Below are 20112 nucleotides of genomic sequence, written 5' to 3'. Positions count from 1 at the left end.
TTAAGTGTAGCCGATTCATTATAAGGATTTTTTTCTTAGGCTAGCAAAAAAACGTTTAAAATACTCTTCTAATGCCACTTCACCCAACTTAGGCTTAAAATTCAAATCCTGTCTTGATGTAGTAAGGTCATAGTGTCTATTTATTCCACCATAATATAATTCTACTTGACTTCTAAGTAGTGATGGCTGATTATTCTTTTCCTTTGCTTCAAATTCAAGTTTATCAGCTAAATTTAACAACTGTTCTTTAGTATATTTTTGTGGTATCTCAAGATTAGGAATAAATTTTTTTGCAATTTTAATGATATCATCTGAAGTTACAGGCTCTTCATTAGCCAAGATATATCTTGTACCCCTTACACCTTTTTCTGCTGCAGCAATCATACCTTTCACAACATCAGTTACATCTATTGGCGTCATTTCACTTATATAGTTAACTTTCATCTTTCCTAAAAGAATACTATCGAAGGCCAGTATGGTTGGAGTTTTCTTTAAAAACTCTCCACCAATCATTGCACCAGGAAGAACGCTAACCATATCCAAATCATATTTTTCTGCCAGCTCCCAAGCTGTTCTTTCAGCTCGTGCTTTTGAATCAAAGTATGCATTTCCATGACTGTTTTCAAGCCATGTAGTTTCATCAATTTTACCCTTTAAGTTTGTCTTGTCCAATGACAATGCTGCTACGGAGCTTACATATACTATTTTTCTTACATTTGCTTCTTTAGCAGCCTCCATTATATTTTGAGTTGCCTCAACATTAGGAATAATTATCTCTTTTTCAGGATCTTGTGCCCAATGTTTAAATACAGCAGCTACTTGATATAAGGTATTCACTCCATCAAGTGCTTTATGAAGTGAGTCTTTATCCCTCAAATCGGCGTAGACGATCTCACAATCAAGGCCTATAAATGGTTCTTTGTCATTTAAATCTCGTACACTTGCTCTAACAGTTTCTCCTCTTTTTAATAATTCCCTTACCAAGTTGTTACCCAAATGACCATTTGCACCTGTTACCAAGGAAATTTTCTTCATAAATAAATCCTCCTAAATCAGTGATTACAACAGTTATCATAATGCGATAATAGCCTGTTGTAATTGACATATGTAAATTGCAATAAAAAAACACCAAATACTTTTATTTGATGTTTCCTAAAAACGTTTATTCTATTTTCATACTTCTCTTAATTCTACTAAGTGAGCTTGCTCTAATTCCAATATAAGAAGCAATATATGATTGATTTATTCTACTTTCTAAAGAAGAATACTCTCTTTTAAACTCCATGTACCTTTCCAGTGCATCTTTCATAAGTAACGCCTGTTCTCGATTTAGCATACCAACAAGAATCTTCTGAATATAATTAGTGAATATAACCTTCATTTGATTAGTTTTCTTCATACCTTGATCTATGGAATTATACGGAATAACTACGCAAATGCTGTCTTGCAGGCTTTCTACACTAAATCTAGCTTCTTCAACTCTTAATAAACCCTCTGCACAGGCAAATTCTGTTTCAGCTGCAAAACATTTTGTCACATCATTCCCTGCAGCACCTATATAATATCCTCTCATAATTCCTTTATGAATATAATACAGTGAAGAAACTCTTTGCCCCTGCCTTAAAACAATTGTACCCTTTGGTACCATCTTTATATCAGCTGTTGAATTAAATAAGTATTTTAAATCTTCTTCCAACTCCAGCTTCAAACCAGCTTCAATATAATCACTCGGCTTATTCAGCATAATTCATCACCTCTCTAAACATATAAGGCATATCCTTTATCCACAATTTACTATTATAGCATTTAACCATGTCAAGCAACATAATAGATTTACTTAAAAATTCAATACAATCAACGATTAGCACTTATTGGGGTAGCTACACACATCCATCAACTTAAGAAATTGGCTGTTACCCAAAACGAAAAAATGAATTTAATTTTCATAAATAACTATCAAGAGATAAAAATTTCGTTTTGGGGGTACTTCAAAATATTAGCTTGATGGGCATGGGGTAGCGTCAGGAAAATGCGGATTTACAACGTTAAGGTAATTCCAATAATAAAGCCCAATTTCTCAGTAATAAAAATTGAGAAATTGGGCTTTTTTCGTTAGTTCAGAAATGTGCTTTATTGTTGTTTAACCTATCATTAGAATAACGTTCTGACAGCTTCTTTTTGTGTGACTGAAACACTTCATCTAGAGAGATATTATACTTGTTTGCAATCACAATTAAATTCCCCAATACATCTCCTAATTCTTCAGTTAACTCTTGTTTATTTTCCGCATAAGATCCCTTAACTTCATCAGGCCTATCCCTACCTATCTCAAGGGCTCTTATTGCTCGTGCAACTTCGCCAGTTTCTTCTGCTAAAAAGCCGATACGAATAAAAATGTCTAACTCAGACCAACCCCTACTTTCATAATAATCCTTTACCCATTGTTGAAATTCAGTGACATTCATTTTATCTGACCTCCAATTCAATACCTTAAGTTTAACAAAAAACGAAAGTAATATATAATCTTTAATGGTGTTTATTTAGGAGGCGATATAATGGAAAAGTTAGCTGTATTTTGTGGGTCGAGTAATGGAGCATCTGATGTTTATATAGAAGGTGCAAAAAAACTTGGTAAAGAACTAGCTAAACGAAATATTGTACTTGTTTATGGTGGAGCGAGTGTTGGCGTTATGGGTGCTGTTGCGGATTCAGTTTTAGAAGAAGGAGGGTACGTAATTGGTGTTATGCCAAGTTTTCTAGAAAATAGAGAGATATCCCATAAGAACTTGTCAGAGCTAATCATCGTAGATTCTATGCATGAGAGAAAAGCTAAAATGGCAGATCTGGCAGATGGATTTATAGCTTTACCTGGTGGGCCAGGAACTTTAGAAGAGTTCTTTGAGATTTTTACGTGGGCTCAATTAGGACTTCATAATAAACCATGTGGTCTTTTAAATATAAATCATTATTATGATCCTCTTATCGCGTTATTTAATCACATGTCGGAGGAACAATTTTTACATGAAAAGTACCGTAATATGGCATTAGTTGACAGTGAACCTAAAGGGATACTTGATAAATTCAAAATATATGAAGCACCAACTGTAAAAACTTACCTTGCTGAAAAACAGATCAGATAGTTAAAAAAACAGACCGAGTCATTTCCCTTGGTCTGTTTCCCTATTTAAAATGAGCTTTTCCTTAAATCCATTTTTCCTATTCTGTCCAAAAAGTAATGACACACCTAAAGGGGTACCGCCAACAAAGTGCAGATTTTGTACGCTAAGCCTTAATTGTCGAAAAAACGCCAAGAATCTTGTACGCTAAGGATTACCGGCTTCGATTTTCCCTTGAATAAGTGGTAACAATGTGTTTAAGCTGGCATTTCGTTTTTTGATCGAATGTGTACTCACCAAGAAAGTTGATATGTTCCCAACCCAAAGGCGAAATGTGGCTTAATAGATTTTCCTGAAGCGATCCTTTTTGCTTCAAGACCTTCGTTGCTTCTGTAAGATAAACCGTATTCCAGACACTAATTGCGTTGATGAAGAATATTCAATGCGCTGGCCCGTTGTAGCTGATCTAGCAAGGCACGCTCGCGTAATTCTCCGCGTTTTCCAAAATAGAGTGCTCTGGCTAGAGCGTTCATTGCCTCGCCTTTATTTAGACCGCGCTGGATGCGACGACGCATCGATTCGCTAGAGATGTAATCCAAAATGAAGATTGTCTTTTCGATCCGTCCCATTTCCGTAGAGCTTGTAGCTAAACTATTTTGTCTAGCATAAGATCCAAGCTTCCCCATGATAAGAGATCCTGAAACTTTCCCTTCCCGAATATACGGTATTCACGCGAAGAGAAATTACGATAACCATATTCCTGACGGATCTCTTCCAGATGTTCGCGCCTGGTTGGGTCTCGCTGGGCATACAAAGGGTAGATTTCCAGATCAACATCAATTTGCTCGGCTATGTAACGTAAGACAGTCTCAGGAATATCTTTCACATCAGACAACGACAAACCAGGATACCGTAGAGTACATAACTGTACAGCGAAGCCCAAGCGATTATGACTTCTACGGTGCCTGTTAATGATTTCAATGTCATGTTTTGAAAAAGTATAGTAAGTAGCTAGTTCCCATTCACTCATGTCTGGACTAATCCTCATGAGCTCATTTCTTTCGTCTGGTGTTAGTAATTCTCTTCCTCTAACCGGCATAAACTGCTCATCCTTTTAGATTATTGCCAAGCTATTTTTTCTACTTCGGATTGCAAATCAGCGCGTGTTGCTTTGACATAAATCATGGTTGTATCTAAGCTGTCGTGCCCCATAATTTGCGCTAACCGATGTAATGGAGTGTTGTCGGCTATGTCATAGCCGAATCGATGGCGTAAATCGTGAGCACTCAATCCTTCTAAGCGAGCTAATTTTATGTATTTTTGAATGAGGTGTCGTAAAGCACGTTCAGTTAAACGATCACCAGTTTTTTTTGAAGGGAATAGATACGGGCTATCTGGAGACAAGTCCGCCAAATACTTTTCCAAGATGGCCCGGCAGGTTGAATTCAGCGGTACTTCTCGTTGCTTGTTTCGTTTTCCTGATCGAACCGTAACTTGACCACTTCGTTTTCCAATGATCACATCACCAGGTGCAAGATCACAGATAACCATCGTTCGTAGTCCCGTATGCATCATCAAAGTAATAATCGTTTGATCTCGAATCGATCCACTATGTTCCACAGCAGCAATGAGAGCTGCTTCTTCTCTTTCGGTCATCTGCAGTGGGCTTGCCTTAGTGGGCTTCAGCTCAAGATTTAATTCGCCGCGATCCGTCCAAACCGGTCAAGTTGGTACCAGAAGAAATGGGGTACCGCCAGCAAATCGGAAAAAAACCACGTTAAGCAAATTTCGACAAAGAAAAGACCGATTTTGACCACGTTAAGGCTAAATCGGCTGTTTCATTTCAAACTTAGTTGTGTGGAATTTATTCATGCAAAATGTTCCTACTCTTATATTAGAGACAAACGATTTCCCCTTAATACGTTCGTGTTTATACCACTCTTTTATTGTAGGTCTACTTACCAGTTTAACAAGCGCTTCATTTTCTGTTCTGTTTCTCCCTCTTGGCGAGGTTGGTAAATGGTTAATTTTAGTTCAGTTGCATCGTACACCTGAAGAGTAATATGATCCATAATCATTTCTCCAACTAAAGGATGCAGAAGTGTTTTTTTGCCACAAGGAGTACCTAGAACTTCATGCTTGGGCCACCAATTACGAAACTCAGGGCTCTTATTAGTAAGTTCTTTAATGATATCTTTAAACCACTCATCACCGACAAAACGTGTATATGCTAAACGAAATTGAGCAATCAAGCGTTGCGCATGATCTTCCCAATTAAGAAATAGCTCTCGGTATTCTTTAGATGCAAAGCAACGCCAGACTGCATTACGATCTCGATCATTCATTTTATTAAAGTCACCAAAAACCACGGTAGCAGCTTTATTCCAGCTTACTATGTTCAATTTTTCGTCTGTTACATAGGTAGGACAGTATTCTAATTGACTCAATAAATTTTTCAAGACGCTATTTACACTTTCAACGAGAGGTCTTCCTACCTTTGATAGCAATGGCTGATTTGCTAATAAAAATAGATGCTCTTTTTCCTCTTCATTTAGCCTGAATACACGCGAAATAGCCTCCAATACTTCTGAAGATACTTGTATATCCCGCCCTTGCTCTAACCATGTATACCAAGTTATTCCTATCCCTGCCAGCTGAGCTACTTCTTCTCGGCGCAGTCCCTCTGTTTTTCTACGTGGCCCAATAGGTAAACCAAAATCTTGAGGAGATAACCGTGCCCGTCGTGTCTTTAAAAAATCCCCTAGTTCTTTCCTTCTTTCTTTATCACTTAACATTTAACCTCTCCCCTTTATAAGTAGTAGTTTTAATAATAGTATAAACACACTCCTATTCTCATTATAAACCTTTATCTATTCTAATACATGAAGGAGGTGAGTTTAATGGTTTTCAAAAATAGGGCTGAGGCTTTTCCTATACTTACGAAAGGATTAGTTCTCCTAATGGCTGCAGCATGTGGTTTTACAGTAGCTAATGTCTATTTAAATCAAACGCTCTTAGTCAGTATGGCAAATACTTTTCACATTTCTGAAACCAATATAGGAATTGTAGCAACTTTAACTCAAGTGGGATATGCTTTGGGAAATCTTTTATTGGTACCATTAGGTGACATTTTTGAACGAAGAAAATTGATCCTAAGTTTATTATCTATTGTATGTATTATTTTAGCTGCAACTGCTTTATCAATGAATGTAACATGGCTGATTGCAGCAAACTTAATTCTTGGATTTGTTACCATTGTCCCTCAAATTATTGTTCCTCTTGCTGCTAATTTAGCTTCAGAAGATAACAGAGGAAAAGTGTTAGGGAATGTTGCCATTGGCTTAGTGTGTGGGATTTTAGGTGCTCGATTAATCAGTGGTTTTGTAGATTCACATTTTGGATGGAGATCTATGTATTGGGCTTCTTTTGCTGGCACAATTATAATGATCATTTTAATTGCAATGTATCTTCCAAAAAGCAAAGGAAATTATGCAATACAGTATAAAAAATTACTTACATCTTTAGGCCCGTTATTTTTAAAGGAAAAAGTGTTGCAAAAAGCTTGCCTTAGTCAAGGAATGATGTTTGGTTCCTTTAGTGCCTTCTGGACAACACTTGTTTTTTTATTAAATACTTCTCCGTATTCTTATGGGAGTACCGTGGCAGGGTTAATAGGTTTAGTGGGAATAGCTGGAGCCTTTGCAACTCCTATTATTGGCCGGGTGATTGATAAAAAAGGGCCAAAATTTGCCAATACTTTATGTATGTTTATTTCTTTAATCGCTTTTCTAATCTTAATATTCTTAGGATATTGGCTACTAGGATTAATTCTTGGTGCACTATTAGTAACAGTTGGCACGCAAGCAAATCAAGTTGCTTGTCAAGCTACTATCTTTCAACTATCTCCCGAAAAGAGAAGCAGATTAAATGGATTATACATGGTATCTACATTCTTAGGTGGATCTTTAGGATCATATTTAGGTGTACTTGCTTGGAGCAAATGGCATTGGTATGGAGTATGTACAGTTGGGATACTCATGATAGGTATTGCTTTTAGTTCCTTATTTAGCTTTCCTAAACAAGAAAAAAAAGTAAAAAATAGAGGATTCGAGAAAGGAAGTCATGTCTAATGTCTGCAAATACAGAAAACTATAAAAAAGGATTGGAAGTATTATCAAAAATAGATCCGGACAACTATCAAAATATCGTGAATAGTTTTAAAGATTCAGTAGCACCTGACTTAGGAACTTTGGCCGTGGAATTTAATTACGGTCAAATTTTTTCTAGACCAGGATTAGATTTAAAATCTCGCCTTCTTGCAACAGTTGCTGGTCTAACTGCTTTAGGAAATACGGAACAATTAAAGTTTTATATTAACGGAGCTTTAAATGTTGGATGGACCGAAGAAGAAATTGTGGAAGCTATGATGCAAATGTTAATTTATGCAGGCTTTCCTGTCGCATTAAATACCATTTTAACAATAGCTACCGAAGTATTTTCTAAAAGACGAAATCAGCTGTCAGCCAATTAATGGAGGGAGAGTGAAAAATGATTATCGATAGTCATGCCCACGTAGTTCTACCTATAGAAAAACAAATTAAAATGATGGATTCAAGTGGGATAGATAAAACTATTTTATTCTCTACGCTTGTTCATCCAGAAAAAAGTGAAAGCTACGATGAATTTATTCAGGAAATGGATGTACTGAATCAAATTTTAAATAACGAGATAAATCCCCTAGAAGCACGATTAAAAGCTCTAGAAGAATTAAGGGATGCTATCGCAAAATATCCTGATCGTTTTACTGGATTTGGATCAGTTCCCCTTTTAAGTTCCTCTGGAGAACTGCACGATTGGATTGAGAAGATTGTAAAAGATTATAAAATGAAGGGACTTGGAGAATTTACCCTTGGTTCAGGCCAAATTAAAATGCTTGAACCTGTATTCCAGGCAGCTAGTGATTATAATTCCTTTCCGATTTGGGTGCATACATTCCATCCACTCAATTTAAATGATATTCAGGAATTGTTCGCTTTAACTCGTAAATATCCCAATGTACCTGTAATTTATGGCCATTTGGGAGGAGTTCATTGGCTGCAAGTTATTGCATTAACAAAAGAAACAAAGAACGCCTACCTAGATATCTCTGCATTTTATACAACCTATGCATTATCTTTGGCTATAAAAGAACTCCCAGAGAAAACTTTATTTAGCTCTGATTTCCCTTATGGTGATCCGTTCTTAAATAAGTTGGCAGTTGAACGTCATGCTTCAAGTGAAGAAGTCGTACAACGAGTACTAGGTGGAAATATTGCTAACCTTTTAAATATTTAACTTATTTTTATATCAATTTAATACATAAAAGCAATCCTGACACCTCCTTATCATTGGGAAAACTAGGGTTGCTTTTATGTCTTAGTGTAAGGTGATATTCCTCTTTAGAATTATAAACTGTAACATTTTAAATAAAAATAAACAAAAAAAAGCTTTATGTCATTCATACAACACAATATTAATTGTGTTGTATCGATAAGGGGAAATCTTGCTCTTTTCAGAGCCTTACGCAACACAATTTAGCCCCAAGATGATGTTTCTTAATGCAACAGAATCGTTAAAGTGGTTTTTTTCGCGTTTTGCTAGTGCTACTTCTCAAATCACTTTGGAGGAATAATTATGGATAAGGATGTTCTTGCTCTTATTGGACTAATCACAGGGTTGCTGCTCTAGACCGCAAAGTAGCAGATAAGTGTAAATTATTGAAAAGGCAGAAAGTGGTGAATATTTAAGTGATGGAGAACTAGCCACTTTGAAAGCTTTGCTAGTCGAACAGGATGCCGAAATTGCGCGGCTCAACGGGGTGACTACCCTTTTGAGCGGAGACGACATAGTGATGGTGAATGATCACGACGACGAAGAAGACGAGTAACATTACAGTTGAAAACTAGGATTCTAGGAGCGGAAACGCTCCCTATTTTTGTGCCTTCGGAACAATAATAAAAGGATATTTCTGTTTGTTTGGTGCGAGTCCGTCACCGCCCTTTAATCCGCGAAGCCATTTACGTCCTTAGCGTTCAAAATCCGCATTATGTTGGCGGTCGCCCTAAAGAAGGAAAGCGCCTTTAATTGAATAGCGTGGACTTATCATTATTTAATCCCATGGAATAACTTGGAGTTTAGGCCAAAATTTTGTCCATTTAGCGACTTTTTTTTCATAAATTTCTCGTGTTATCTGTACTTTATTGGCCCTCACAATCATATTAAATAGATCATTTAGTCCATAGGGAGCGTACACCTTAAATTCTCCATTATTCGCTTTCCTCACACCTAATGAAGTTGCAGTGGTTGGCCAACTGTTAATGGCATCTTCTAAAGATTGGTACGGTTCTATACTGTATCCAAACTTTTTCTCATACCAAAGATGAACCCTTGCTTCATTTTTTACATCTACTTTAAATGGAATATCCCCAAGTAACGACACGATTTTGCGTTCTATATATTCTTCTTTCTCCCTGCATAAATCTTTAGCATCATAATAAACAATATCAATGTCACCAATTCCATATTCTAATGGATTTCCCGACAAGTAATTCCAAACAGTTTGAACTAAACAACCTGCTCCAATATAATAATTGTCTAATTCTGAATGCGAAACTTTTAATACTTTGTCAATGTTCTCACTTAAATTTAAAATATCCTTTAAAATTTCTTTTTGGGTGTCTATATTTTTGTTATAACCATTCATTTTTTCTATTTTTTCTACCTTATGAAACAATTTCTTTGCCTCCCTACCAATAAACATCCTCCGCAAAATCTATAAGAAATTATCGTAGTCAAACGACACATTATGAAACTATACATTTTTTAAGTAAACATACCTGCTTTTCCTCAAGACGATTGCCAAGCCAAGTGCGACAGTTCCTCTGTGAATGATTCGCGGTTTTCATCCCAAGCCTGTCACACGTCAAATATAAAATGTTAGACATCACAAGCATCGTTATATGATCTCAGTTAGAGAGATTATTTGGTTGACTTTTAATAAAAGAATCCATCAGCTGGAATGACTACTCGATTCTTGGCCAATAGATTGCGGAAGGCGGGCTTGGTATCCAATGTTTCAGCTCGTGCATTGATCATACTAAAACCAATTTTGATTTCCTTTGCCCATCGTGGTACGAGTCCCCATCGATAACCATCAAGCACTCTACGCCCATTATTATTATTTATTACAGCAATGGTCTGGGATGGTGCAATGTTATATCTGGGAGCGTGCTCATAGTGCATGTCTTCTACCGAAAAAGTGCTCATTACATCGCTTGCATCAGCTGCAAGTGTAAATCTTCCACACACCTCGACATCCCTCCTTTATCATAAGAGTAGACAATTTCTGTCCATTCCAAACTGACAATACAATATTTTTGCATACAAAGGCCCCAGGAAAATACACGATTAACTTACCGCCCCAAAGCATTTCGATCAACAAAGTAGCGATTCGTCATATACCAAGCCTTGCCCTCTTCAGTATCAACTAATCCTTTTTTTCGATCTAAGAAAACAATACTATTACATTTCTTACAGGACCATTTTAATTTTTTGTATGCAGATCTTATAATGTAGCTTTCACCGCATTTGCATTCTATCTGCATAATAGTTTCTGCTTTACTGTACGTGGAATCTACTTGAAGATCATTTTTTGGATTTTCCGGAGGTATAGTTTCCAATTGAATCCTTTGTTCAGAAAAGTAATTATGTATCTTAAAATCTGCCACCAATTCTGGATTTAGCCCAAAATAGTCTCTATTAACTGTGGTTACATATCTACTTCCTACGCGGTACGATTCTATCCACTCAGATATTTGCTTACTTGTGAAAACAACTGATCCTTTTATTCCACTATTCATCGTATAGGTCATAATACAATTATCTGGACTCATAGAATGTTAATACTCCCCTTACCATACTTTTAGTACAGACTTTTATAGACACCTCAATGATCTTAGCTTTTGGTGTCACTTTTCCATTTCTTCCATTCAACCGTTTCGCTCAGAACCTTTGAATTTCACTTCAAAATAAAAATACTATTTACCTTTAGCTTTTATCTCGTTCCATACAAGGTCTGTGACCATAAATAGTTCATGATGGCCTATTCTATTTTCAAATATTTCAAGTTCAGGTCCACTCAATTGATTAAGCACATTGTCCATATTATTCATTGTATATTTTTTTCTTTGTTCCTTATTTTTAAATAAAGGAAATTCAAGGTCTTCTCTAATATAATTCTTCCACTGTTCAAAAACCTTGTCTCTAATTGAATGTATCTTACTTTCAATTTCTTCTTTCGCTGCTTCTTTAAAGTTTACAAGCTCATCTTCAAAGATAAAAAGTGTAGAATTTTGTGAAACCTCAAACCATTTATTGTACTCTTCATCCTCTACTTCGAATATAATAATCGTTCCATTAAGATTCGCATACCCAATCATTTTTATTTGTGTTCCAATTTTGAAGGTATTAATGACTTCATTGTGTAAATTAACTTGTTCTGTAACTTTCTTCATTAATTCTGAATAGAATGAGTAATTTTCGTAGTTACTTGCACTATCCTGAATGTCTTCTAAATCCAAGGTACAATTCTGAACTTCTTGTGCTGTAATCTCTTCAATCTCTATAAATAACGGCATGTTACTCTTATGTAGTGTTGATAGTAATGCACGTAAACTAATCTCATTAACTTCATCCATAACCAAGGAATTTTGAAAAGAATTTTCAGTACCTTTCAAAATAGCTATGTCTAGTTCCTGACACATTTTTGTCAAGAATTCCATACACTCCTTAACGCTAGTATACATAATAGTGCTCCCCCTCGTTCTTCCTTTGGCTTCATCGCAGGCAGCCCACCGATTACCTGCCTCTATAGCTTAATGTAAAACGGAGCAGTTGCTGACAGCAAACTGCTCCGTTTAAATTTAAAATAATGCGTCCCAATCGTCTAATAATTGCCGCTTATAAAAAATGAGTTCTTCGATGACAGAATAACTTATGTCTTGAACAATGGGGATTTATCTGAACCATCAATCAAATCAACTGTGAAAAATATGGAGATGAAGTGTTCTCTGTGGGCTATTGTTTTTACTGCACTTGAAATGAGACGAACAAGTGAGGGGGTGTTCCCCTCACTTTATTCTTAACTAAGAATAGTATACTTGTTCTACTTTATATAATGTATGCTCGATAGTTGGACAAAGTTCGGCATCTACTTTGTGAAATTTAACTCTAAAGTATAAACTTTTCAAGAAGTTCTTTATATTATTTTTTTGCTTAAAGGCATGAAGAAATTCTGGATTATATGCTCACTTGAGAGAAATGGTGATTCCCTATGCCTCATAAGGAGAAGCGGTATAACTAGCATAGAGAAAGATCTAGTGAAGACAGAGTCTGTATTTATTTCATCAAGCCTGAAAAGCAAATGGTTTTTATCCAAAATAACGGGTAGGAGTTGTTACAGTTCGTTTACAGTTAGAGCATTACCGGGAATCCAATTGGATAAGGTAGTATAAATTAGCTCATCACGTAATTGGGCATCTAAAGAACCGATGTTATTCATCATCTCTTGTATCAATTGGAATGTATCGGAAGGTGCTTGGTAGTCATTTGCTTTTATCAATATCAACTTTTCTTTTAGATTCATATTACACACTCCTACTATATTGCTATTAATTTTTATTCATCTCTATTTTAGTAACAATCCAAGCTAGTTCGCATTCAAAGATATATGTACGCGCTTAAACTTGTCTTCCTTTAAAGTGACATAATAATCTTATACATGGTTCTCTTAGTTTGAATATTCTTAAATTGAAGCTTGGGGCCAGAATTGACCTTCATCAATGGACAATTCATAGATTAAAAAATAAACGATCAAAATAGGCAATACGAATGCAACTGAGAATATTAAGTTACTTTTGGTTAACTTCATGAAACCCAACTCTAAGTCATGCGAACCAATTAGGGTTAATTTTACCACTCAGTGACTAAATGAACAATAATGTATTGATACAGAGTTTGGTAGTATACTGCCCCTTAGTTGAACAAAGACAGCCGATCACGTTGGTCGGCTGCCTCCTTGTTTTTTTGAGCTATCCTTTCCCGTTAGCTTAACGAAATCCCTAACCGTATCATTGAACATTTGGAGATTTCTTAACGCTTAAATTCTTGTCCTCTTTCAGATCAAACAACTTAAGTTTCAATCCAATACACAACAATGCAATCAGCAGAAACAATATTCCGCTCCACGTAATGTTATGTGTTCCCATATGGGATAGAAACCATCCGCCTAGGGCGGTGCCGAGTGTGATACCCAGATTTCCGAAGGAGACAAATAAGCTGTTAGCAAACTCTGGTGCTTCACGGGCCTCCGAGGTTAACCATGTTTGGCTTATAATGAGACCGCCGGTAAAGACGGCTCCCCATACCAGTACGATGGCAATCATCGGAACAGAGTAACGTCCAAGACAAAATATCAGCAAATACATACCGATAAGCACAATGGGATAAAACAAGGTGGTTTTGACCAAGTCCTTACTTAAATATTTTGCCGTTTGCAGATTCCCAATTATGCCGCTGATGCCAAAAAGAACGAGCATAAAACTGACGGTTTCACCGTTCATTCCTGTCACCGTCTCGAGATACGCTGCAAAATAGGAATAGACAGAATATAAAGCCGCCAGGATGAAGCAAGCCGTAGTAATGTTAAGCCATAGCTGCGGCTTTGCCAATATACGTAATTGTCGGCCATAGGTCAATTTACCTTGTACGGGTAACGATGGAACGAGCGCAGCAATTCCGAACAGGGCTAGCGTATTTATTCCGGAAGAAAATAGAAAAGCGGCTTCAAGTGAAAACTGATCCCCAATATACGAAGTGACCGGAATGCCTATTACCATCCCGACCGTTAACCCCATAAAAACTTTGGCCACTGCGTTGGTACTTTGTTCTTTTGGAACCGAGCTGACGGCTGCTACAAATGCAACAGAAAAATAAACGGGATGAAGAAATGCAGGCAGCAGTCTAGACAGTAATAAGGCAGTAAAGGTTGGGGCAAAGGCGGAAATCAGATTAGAAATGGCGAAAACAGCAAGTACTCCGCACAGAATCTTTTTTCGGTTAATACCGGAAAATAAAAGAGTCATAAACGGACCAGAAATGGCTATGATCAAAGCAAACATGCTAACGAGCAAACCTGCTTGAGAAGCACTGACTTGGAAGCGCTCAGAAATTTGAGGCAAAATCCCTACTACGCCAAGCTCCGTATTGGCAATACCAAATACGCCAAGGGCGATAAAGAAGATGAATAAAGACTTGTTCCTTTGCAATTGATTTTCATCCTTTCGATTGTGAAAATATTATACTATACGGATGTGTATACTATGTTTTAGTGTAAAGCTAACCCCAAATGCTAAATAGAAGTTAGCTTCTTCATATTCTGTCAGGGTATTATTCAGTTGAACGGTCTGTTGGTTGTTCATTTAACTTTTGCTTTAATGCGTGCCTGTTCTCCAATTCCTTGTAAGTAGTAATTTTTTCTGCTAGTAAATGAAGATTAGTCTGAAGTTCCATGAGGGCTTTTTGAACTTCTGAGTAATGTTCTTCTAGAAGAATTCTTCTTGCAGTGAGAGTTGGATCTCCTTTCCTTTTTAGTTCCGCAATTTCGAGCATATTGGTTAATGTCATTCCGGTAGCTTTAAGACGATTAATAAACTCGATCCAAGTTACGTCTTCAGAAGTAAAGCAACGATGTCCATGTTCATTACGATCAATGGAAGTTAGGAGGCCTATTTGCTCATAATAACGAAGCGTATGGACACTAAGACCTGTAAGGGCGGCGACTTGCCGAATGGTTAGTGAGTTATTCATGCTCCCAGTATATCCCTTCGAGTAAACTCGAACGCAAGATTTTTTTTGGGGCCAAATTTCATTAACACGAAAAAAGGCAGCTGATTGTTGGCCAGCTGCCTCCGTTACATCCCCAAGGGCATGGATTTAAGGAGGCGGCAAGTAAAAAATGCGCCGGATATTTAAAAACAGCACGTGATCGACTGATTGTAACATTGCGGTCCTCCAACGGCTGACGCAGCACCTCTAGCACATGGCGGCTAAACTCAGGTAGCTCATCCAGAAATAAAATTCCCCGGTGGGCAAGACTGATTTCTCCCGGCTTTGGGATACCTCCACCTCCCACCAATCCAGCAGCAGAAATCGTATGATGAGGAGAACGGAAGGGTCGAATGTTCATCAGATGGGGCGATGACTCCTTCCACTTCCCGGCGGCACTGTATATTTTGGTCACTTCTAACGCCTCCTTTTCAGTCAAGGGCGGCAGGATGGACGGCAGCCTGCGGATAAGCATCGTTTTTCCCGCACCTGGTGGTCCCATAAGAATGATATTGTGCATTCCAGCCGCAGCGATAACCAACGCACGTTTGGCGTGTAGCTGGCCAAGGACATCACTATAATCCTCCATACTGCTGATGATCTCTTTTTCCTCACGCAGCGGTACGTGCTCTGCCTGAGTTAAATGGTCATAGGAATGAATTATGACCTGTTGTCTGACTGTAAGCTTTTCTGGACTAGACTTCGCAATGTGGTTCATAGCTGATTTAGAGGCTTGGTCTGTCATTTGATTCGTGACTTCGTTCATATCCTGATCGTAAGTTGGATGAGGTACAGAATGAGAACTTAGATCAGTCGCTTGGCCCCCGACAGTGTTAGGTGCATGATCTTTAACCGGGATGAGATCTGCCAGATGACGAATAGCGTAAATACGTATATCCGTGATCAGACGGGCCTCCCTCGCATTTTCCTCAGGAAGCAGCACCGAATGGAACCCTTCTCGCTTAGCAAGATCAACCATGGACAGCACCCCGTTCACAGGACGAATGCTACCATCCAGCGCCAGCTCACCAATAAATAACGTCCGTTCTCCTACGGGTAAAGCAACCTGTCCACTGGTTGTCAGCAACCCTAGAGCGATAGTAAGGTCGAAAGCCGAGCCTTCCTTACGCAAATCAGCTGGGGCTAAATTAATCGTTACACGCTGGGACGGATATTTGAAGCCGCAGTTTTTGATTGCTGCCCGCACACGCTCCACCGCCTCCCGAATCGCCGAATCCGGCAATCCGATAATGGCAGTCTGCGGCAAGCCATTGGACAAATCCGTCTCTACCTCAATCAGAACACCATCTATTCCATACAAACAAGCTCCGTGCAGTTTTCCATACATAACAAAAAAGCACCTCTCCTCATATTGAAATGTCTCCCAAATAGGAATCATTGCATATATGAAAAAAGGTGCTTCCAAATTTTCATTCACTGCAAATATAATGTTCCAAAATTCAATTCCAAAGCAGGCTTTTATAAGCCTTAATTAAGATTATCTGACCACAGATTATTTGTCAAACAGGGTCAGCTTATCAGCTGCCGATGTACGTGGTCTTGGTTCAGGGATAACCTCAGGATAGCCTGCATATATCATCCCGATAACCTTTTCACCCGGTTGAATTCCCAAGGGTTCACGGAATTTAGGCGAATACAAAAATGGTTTTGTCACCCAAAACGTTCCGATTCCCTTACTCCATGCAGCAAGCATAAAGTTTTGCACAAGAGCGCTGACCGCTGCAAAATCCTCATCCCAAACCGCCTGACGCGGATCTTCTTCCAGTACAACTAAAAGCTGAATGGGGTTGTGCAAAATACCGCTCTCAAACTTGTTTTCCTTGCCCACATCCGCTGCGATAGCTTTAGCAAGCTTTTTCCGTCCTTCACCAGCAAACAGCAAAAAGCGCCACGGCTCACGCATTTTATGGTTAGGAGCCCATACAGCGACGTCCAGCAGTTCTTTGATGGTGTCTACCGGAATGGAATCAACTTTGAATTTTTTAATTGTGCGGCGTTCCTGAATTACATCTATGACATGTTCACTAAAGGTTTGCTTTGTCACGTATATCCTCCTTCATAGATACAACTTCCAGATATCCATTAGATGATGAAAATGATAACCATTATCAATAAAATATACCGTTAGCTTTCCTTTCTGTCAACCTGTATACATGGAATTTCAAGTTCGCCTGTTAACCCTTATGAAAAGGTTCTCGCCCTTTTAGAACGCATTCTAGAACGCATCAGTGAAATGGTCGGTAACAACAGCCGCTTCCTTGGTCAATCGTACAGCGAGCATATCAAAACGGATTGGAACATCTCCAATCCCGTTCATATGTAAATATACAGCGGCTGTTTGGCGAACCTGGGTTATTTTACGTGCGGTGACCGATTCTGCTGGCGTTCCATACCTGGAGCTGCTTCGACTACGTACTTCAATAAACACGAATGTGTCCTCCTGCTTGGCAATCAAATCCAGTTCACCGCTTCGGCAACGCCAATTACGCGCTATGATATGGTAACCCAAGTCTTCCAAAAATAAAGCCGCTGCCTGTTCGCCCATAGTCCCTCTAGCTTTTCGCTGATCCTTGCCTCCGGTCCTCATTTCATTTCCCATCACCCATCATCCCTCGGAGCAAGCCTATCCATTTGATATATATAGGTAAGCACTTCTGCTACCAATTGATAGAGCTCCGCAGGAATTTGCTCGTCCAAATCCAGCTTGGACAATACCTCAACCAGCGCAGCATCCTCCTGTACGGGAACACCATGCTCTTTGGCTTTTTCTAAAATGCTATCAGCAATACGGCCGCTCCCCTTGGCAACGACAACCGGTGCTTCGTTCTCACCGGGCGTATATTTAAGAGCGACCGCCTTCTTCCTGGAAGGAGAGGGAGCTTCCAAAGGCTCTTTCATATTTTAAGATCGACTCCTTTATACGGCTGAGGTACATAGCTTTGTACCTCAGAAGAAACGAGACTGTCCGGTTCAGTTCTGATGGGCATAGGCTCGGTACGAAGCGATAGAAGTTGGTATCCTAATGACTCCAGCACCGCATTTATGGATTCACGCCCGCTGGTTAACAGCGAAGCGGCCCACTCCTGATCATTATGGAGCTTGAGACTCACAATCCGGTCCACGACTTGTACATCCACTAACGTCGGTCCAAGCCCCTTCATGTCCAAATCAAACCAAAGACGACAGTTGGATGAATCCAGCTCCCCCCGTTTGCCACGACGAGACTGAATCTGAATTGTAGCTGTTTCACGACCGTCCGGTCCGACAAATGGAATAAACATGTGTACTTGTGCAAAAGGAGCCGTCCGGTCCGTATTTAGCAGCAACTGCTGACCCGTCAGGTGCTGTACGACCTGCTGGGCCGCCTCTTTCAAAGTGGGCGGCAGGTCATCGCTGCTCATCAGCTGGAGCAGCGCCCCTTTTACGGTGTCTGCATCGGCTGACACCGTGCCGCCTGACGCAGCTGCTAACCCCGGCAGTGGCTGCGACGCTCCCTCCGGCGGCTCCAAGCGTGCCGTCGTCCCTTGCGCGGGCTGAGCAGCCGCGCGGTGTACTTGCTGCTCGTGCTCTGCGCCGAGCAGCTTTAGCACACGGCCCACCCACGGGTCCTCCGTGGGGGTGAGCTGCGTGCTGGACGCTACAGACGCCGCTGGCTGCGAAGCAGCGGTGTCTGTAGCCCGCGGAGCGCTCGCCGCCGGCTGCGACGCCTCCGGTGCGGGCTGCTCCGTCGCGGTCGTGCCCAGCGCGGGTGGGACCGCTGCGCGCAGCTCTTGCAGCAGCGTGCGCAGCCGCTGGAGCGGCGCCTCCGCCGCGGCTTGCGGCACAGCAGTTCCGCCAGCTGTCTGTACGGCTGTACGTTCAGCTGGAGCAGCGGTTGCCGCTGGCTTCGCCCCGGCAGGCTCTGTCGTTGCCGCCGCTGGAGTGCCATTAGCATCCTTAAGCTGCGTACTTGTCGTGGCAGCATGCTGCCCCTGCTCTGCTCTGGTACGGGAGCCGCTTAATGCGTCAGCGCCCAATTCAGGCGCATTTGCGACAGTGTCCGAAGCCACTGTCGCTCCACGCCCATTGGCTGCCTCCGCTTCTTCTGGAGCAGTCCCTAGGGCTCCAAATGCAGCCCTGGCCGGAGCATCCGGCTCTGTAGCCAAAGCATTCGTTTCATTCCCCGCAGCAGCAACAACAAGGTTGGCTGCCTGTGTCCCTTTCAGCAACTCCTTGCCTCCTGCTGCTTGTCCAGCTTCTGCCTGTTTTACAGCAGCAGAGGTGTCCTTGGATAATGCAGGCGCTTGACCTTCCGGCGTATCTACAACCCCAATGGTAGAGGTGCCTGCCGGACTAGCTGATGCTCGATCAGCTCCCGTTATCGCTGTTGCTTCTCTAGTTGTCTGGTCTGTAGATGATGCTCCCTGTCCCAGCTGCTTTAATACCGTTTCGATCTCCTGCTCCAATGATGATAGCAGATCATTTAAAGGAGGACCAAACATTGCTTGGCGCAAGCCGTTAATGCTATCAGCCGTCAATGGAAGTCCCCGCTGAAAAGCAACGGCCGCCGCCTGTACAAACGTTCCTAATTGTACATTGCCAGGTTGCTTTGCCAACGCTTCTCTCAAAGAAGCTGCATTTTCCGATGTCAGTGGTACACCATTTTTTTGCATGACCTGGATAAGCGCTCTGTTCTGAGCTGTATCCGGCAATCCTACCGATTCCAACACATCTGCGAGAGCTACGGTTTGCTGTGGTGCATTAGCAGCATCGTTCAAAGGCTTAAGTACCGTCATTCCACTGGGGGAAGCCGGTTGTACCTGAAATGTTGTGGTCTGTCCAGGCTGAAGAGGGGTTTCCAGCTTTGCTCTGACTTGAGAGCCTTGTATTTGCAGCACAGCCTCACCGCCGTCCTCAGAGACCTTTAATACGATGCCCCTTACGACTTGGCCTGGCTGCATATCGAGCTTTTTGACCTCTCCCGCCTTCACATCACCAAATAATCCACGAAATACTGATCCGATGTTCATATCGCCCCTCCTCTCCTTTATCCCTCTATCTAAAGGGCCTATTT

General features: G+C 40.3%; 21 protein-coding genes and 3 pseudogenes. 4 read left to right on the top strand and 20 right to left on the bottom strand.

Annotated elements, in window-relative coordinates; all coding sequences use genetic code 11:
- Positions 1-18: 18 nt before the first annotated feature.
- From LCF57_RS02250 to LCF57_RS02240, 3 genes are all read right to left on the bottom strand, one after another.
- The gene (locus tag LCF57_RS02250; RefSeq protein WP_225999263.1) at positions 19-1035 is read right to left on the bottom strand and encodes an NAD-dependent epimerase/dehydratase family protein; all 1017 of its coding nucleotides are present in this window, start codon (positions 1033-1035) and stop codon (positions 19-21) included.
- Positions 1036-1162: 127 nt separating this feature from the next.
- Positions 1163-1744, bottom strand: coding sequence for a Crp/Fnr family transcriptional regulator (locus LCF57_RS02245; protein ID WP_225999262.1), 582 nt, complete (start codon positions 1742-1744; stop codon positions 1163-1165).
- A gap of 373 nt (positions 1745-2117) precedes the next feature.
- The gene (locus LCF57_RS02240; protein ID WP_225999261.1) at positions 2118-2465 is read right to left on the bottom strand and encodes a MazG-like family protein; all 348 of its coding nucleotides are present in this window, start codon (positions 2463-2465) and stop codon (positions 2118-2120) included.
- A 90-nt stretch (positions 2466-2555) separates the two neighbouring features.
- Between LCF57_RS02240 and LCF57_RS02235 the strand changes: the two genes are divergently transcribed.
- A complete protein-coding gene (locus LCF57_RS02235; RefSeq protein ID WP_225999260.1) occupies positions 2556-3140 on the top strand; it encodes a TIGR00730 family Rossman fold protein in 585 nt (194 codons plus the stop codon).
- Between the two features lie 190 nt (positions 3141-3330).
- Here the strand turns inward: LCF57_RS02235 and LCF57_RS02230 are convergent.
- The 4 genes and pseudogenes from LCF57_RS02230 to LCF57_RS02215 all read right to left on the bottom strand — a co-directional run.
- Positions 3331-3835 (bottom strand): annotated as a pseudogene (locus LCF57_RS02230) (Tn3 family transposase); the annotation flags it as partial.
- Complete coding sequence (locus LCF57_RS02225; RefSeq protein WP_225999259.1) at positions 3763-4215, bottom strand: DUF4158 domain-containing protein; 453 nt, start codon at positions 4213-4215, stop codon at positions 3763-3765. The gene LCF57_RS02225 and the pseudogene LCF57_RS02230, both read right to left, overlap by 73 nt.
- A gap of 20 nt (positions 4216-4235) precedes the next feature.
- Positions 4236-4790: pseudogene (locus tag LCF57_RS02220) on the bottom strand (tyrosine-type recombinase/integrase); the annotation flags it as partial.
- 284 nt (positions 4791-5074) lie between these two features.
- Positions 5075-5911: a helix-turn-helix transcriptional regulator gene (locus LCF57_RS02215; protein WP_225999258.1), complete on the bottom strand. Its 837-nt coding sequence runs from the start codon at positions 5909-5911 to the stop codon at positions 5075-5077.
- A gap of 105 nt (positions 5912-6016) precedes the next feature.
- Here LCF57_RS02215 and LCF57_RS02210 point away from each other — a divergent pair, with 105 nt between their 5' ends.
- From LCF57_RS02210 to LCF57_RS02200, 3 genes are read left to right on the top strand one after another with little or no spacing between them, the layout of a single operon-like run.
- Entirely contained in the window at positions 6017-7246 is a 1230-nt protein-coding gene (locus tag LCF57_RS02210; RefSeq protein WP_225999257.1) for an MFS transporter, read from the top strand.
- Positions 7246-7647 carry a carboxymuconolactone decarboxylase family protein gene (locus tag LCF57_RS02205; protein ID WP_014600006.1) on the top strand — a complete coding sequence of 134 codons (402 nt, stop codon included), beginning with the start codon at positions 7246-7248 and terminating at the stop codon, positions 7645-7647. Before LCF57_RS02210 ends, LCF57_RS02205 begins: the two co-directional genes overlap by 1 nt.
- 17 nt (positions 7648-7664) lie before the next feature.
- The gene (locus LCF57_RS02200) at positions 7665-8450 is read left to right on the top strand and encodes an amidohydrolase family protein (protein WP_225999256.1); all 786 of its coding nucleotides are present in this window, start codon (positions 7665-7667) and stop codon (positions 8448-8450) included.
- Between the two features lie 814 nt (positions 8451-9264).
- Here LCF57_RS02200 and LCF57_RS02195 read toward each other — a convergent pair.
- The 13 genes and pseudogenes from LCF57_RS02195 to LCF57_RS02135 form a co-directional block, all read right to left on the bottom strand.
- Positions 9265-9888, bottom strand: a complete 624-nt coding sequence (locus LCF57_RS02195) for a nucleotidyltransferase family protein (RefSeq protein ID WP_225999255.1) — start codon at positions 9886-9888, stop codon at positions 9265-9267.
- Positions 9889-10148: 260 nt separating this feature from the next.
- The gene (locus LCF57_RS02190) at positions 10149-10463 is read right to left on the bottom strand and encodes an SOS response-associated peptidase (protein WP_225999254.1); all 315 of its coding nucleotides are present in this window, start codon (positions 10461-10463) and stop codon (positions 10149-10151) included.
- A gap of 104 nt (positions 10464-10567) precedes the next feature.
- Entirely contained in the window at positions 10568-11047 is a 480-nt protein-coding gene (locus LCF57_RS02185) for a hypothetical protein (RefSeq protein ID WP_225999253.1), read from the bottom strand.
- Positions 11048-11191: 144 nt separating this feature from the next.
- Positions 11192-11959 (bottom strand): hypothetical protein, encoded by a 768-nt coding sequence (locus LCF57_RS02180; RefSeq protein ID WP_225999252.1) that lies wholly within the window; start codon positions 11957-11959, stop codon positions 11192-11194.
- 452 nt (positions 11960-12411) lie between these two features.
- Positions 12412-12519, bottom strand: coding sequence for a hypothetical protein (locus LCF57_RS02175; protein ID WP_264083453.1), 108 nt, complete (start codon positions 12517-12519; stop codon positions 12412-12414).
- 90 nt (positions 12520-12609) lie between these two features.
- Positions 12610-12798 carry a hypothetical protein gene (locus LCF57_RS02170; protein ID WP_225999251.1) on the bottom strand — a complete coding sequence of 63 codons (189 nt, stop codon included), beginning with the start codon at positions 12796-12798 and terminating at the stop codon, positions 12610-12612.
- Positions 12799-13282: 484 nt separating this feature from the next.
- A complete protein-coding gene (locus tag LCF57_RS02165) occupies positions 13283-14479 on the bottom strand; it encodes an MFS transporter (RefSeq protein ID WP_025720870.1) in 1197 nt (398 codons plus the stop codon).
- Positions 14480-14600: 121 nt separating this feature from the next.
- Positions 14601-15020 carry a MerR family transcriptional regulator gene (locus tag LCF57_RS02160; RefSeq protein ID WP_225999250.1) on the bottom strand — a complete coding sequence of 140 codons (420 nt, stop codon included), beginning with the start codon at positions 15018-15020 and terminating at the stop codon, positions 14601-14603.
- Between the two features lie 67 nt (positions 15021-15087).
- Positions 15088-16386: pseudogene (locus LCF57_RS02155) on the bottom strand (YifB family Mg chelatase-like AAA ATPase); the annotation flags it as partial.
- Between the two features lie 165 nt (positions 16387-16551).
- Entirely contained in the window at positions 16552-17103 is a 552-nt protein-coding gene (locus tag LCF57_RS02150) for a nitroreductase (protein WP_225999249.1), read from the bottom strand.
- 171 nt (positions 17104-17274) lie between these two features.
- Positions 17275-17658 carry a YraN family protein gene (locus tag LCF57_RS02145; RefSeq protein ID WP_225999248.1) on the bottom strand — a complete coding sequence of 128 codons (384 nt, stop codon included), beginning with the start codon at positions 17656-17658 and terminating at the stop codon, positions 17275-17277.
- Entirely contained in the window at positions 17658-17957 is a 300-nt protein-coding gene (locus tag LCF57_RS02140; RefSeq protein ID WP_225999247.1) for an EscU/YscU/HrcU family type III secretion system export apparatus switch protein, read from the bottom strand. The genes LCF57_RS02145 and LCF57_RS02140 overlap by 1 nt, the downstream gene beginning before the upstream one ends.
- Positions 17954-20068: a DNA ligase gene (locus LCF57_RS02135; RefSeq protein ID WP_225999246.1), complete on the bottom strand. Its 2115-nt coding sequence runs from the start codon at positions 20066-20068 to the stop codon at positions 17954-17956. The genes LCF57_RS02140 and LCF57_RS02135 overlap by 4 nt, the downstream gene beginning before the upstream one ends.
- Positions 20069-20112 lie beyond the last annotated feature (44 nt).

This window comes from Paenibacillus sp. BJ-4, from assembly GCF_020404765.1.
Classification (GTDB): domain Bacteria; phylum Bacillota; class Bacilli; order Paenibacillales; family Paenibacillaceae; genus Paenibacillus.
The sequence above is the reverse complement of the archived record's forward strand: the minus strand, read 5'-3'. Positions and strand labels throughout refer to the sequence as shown.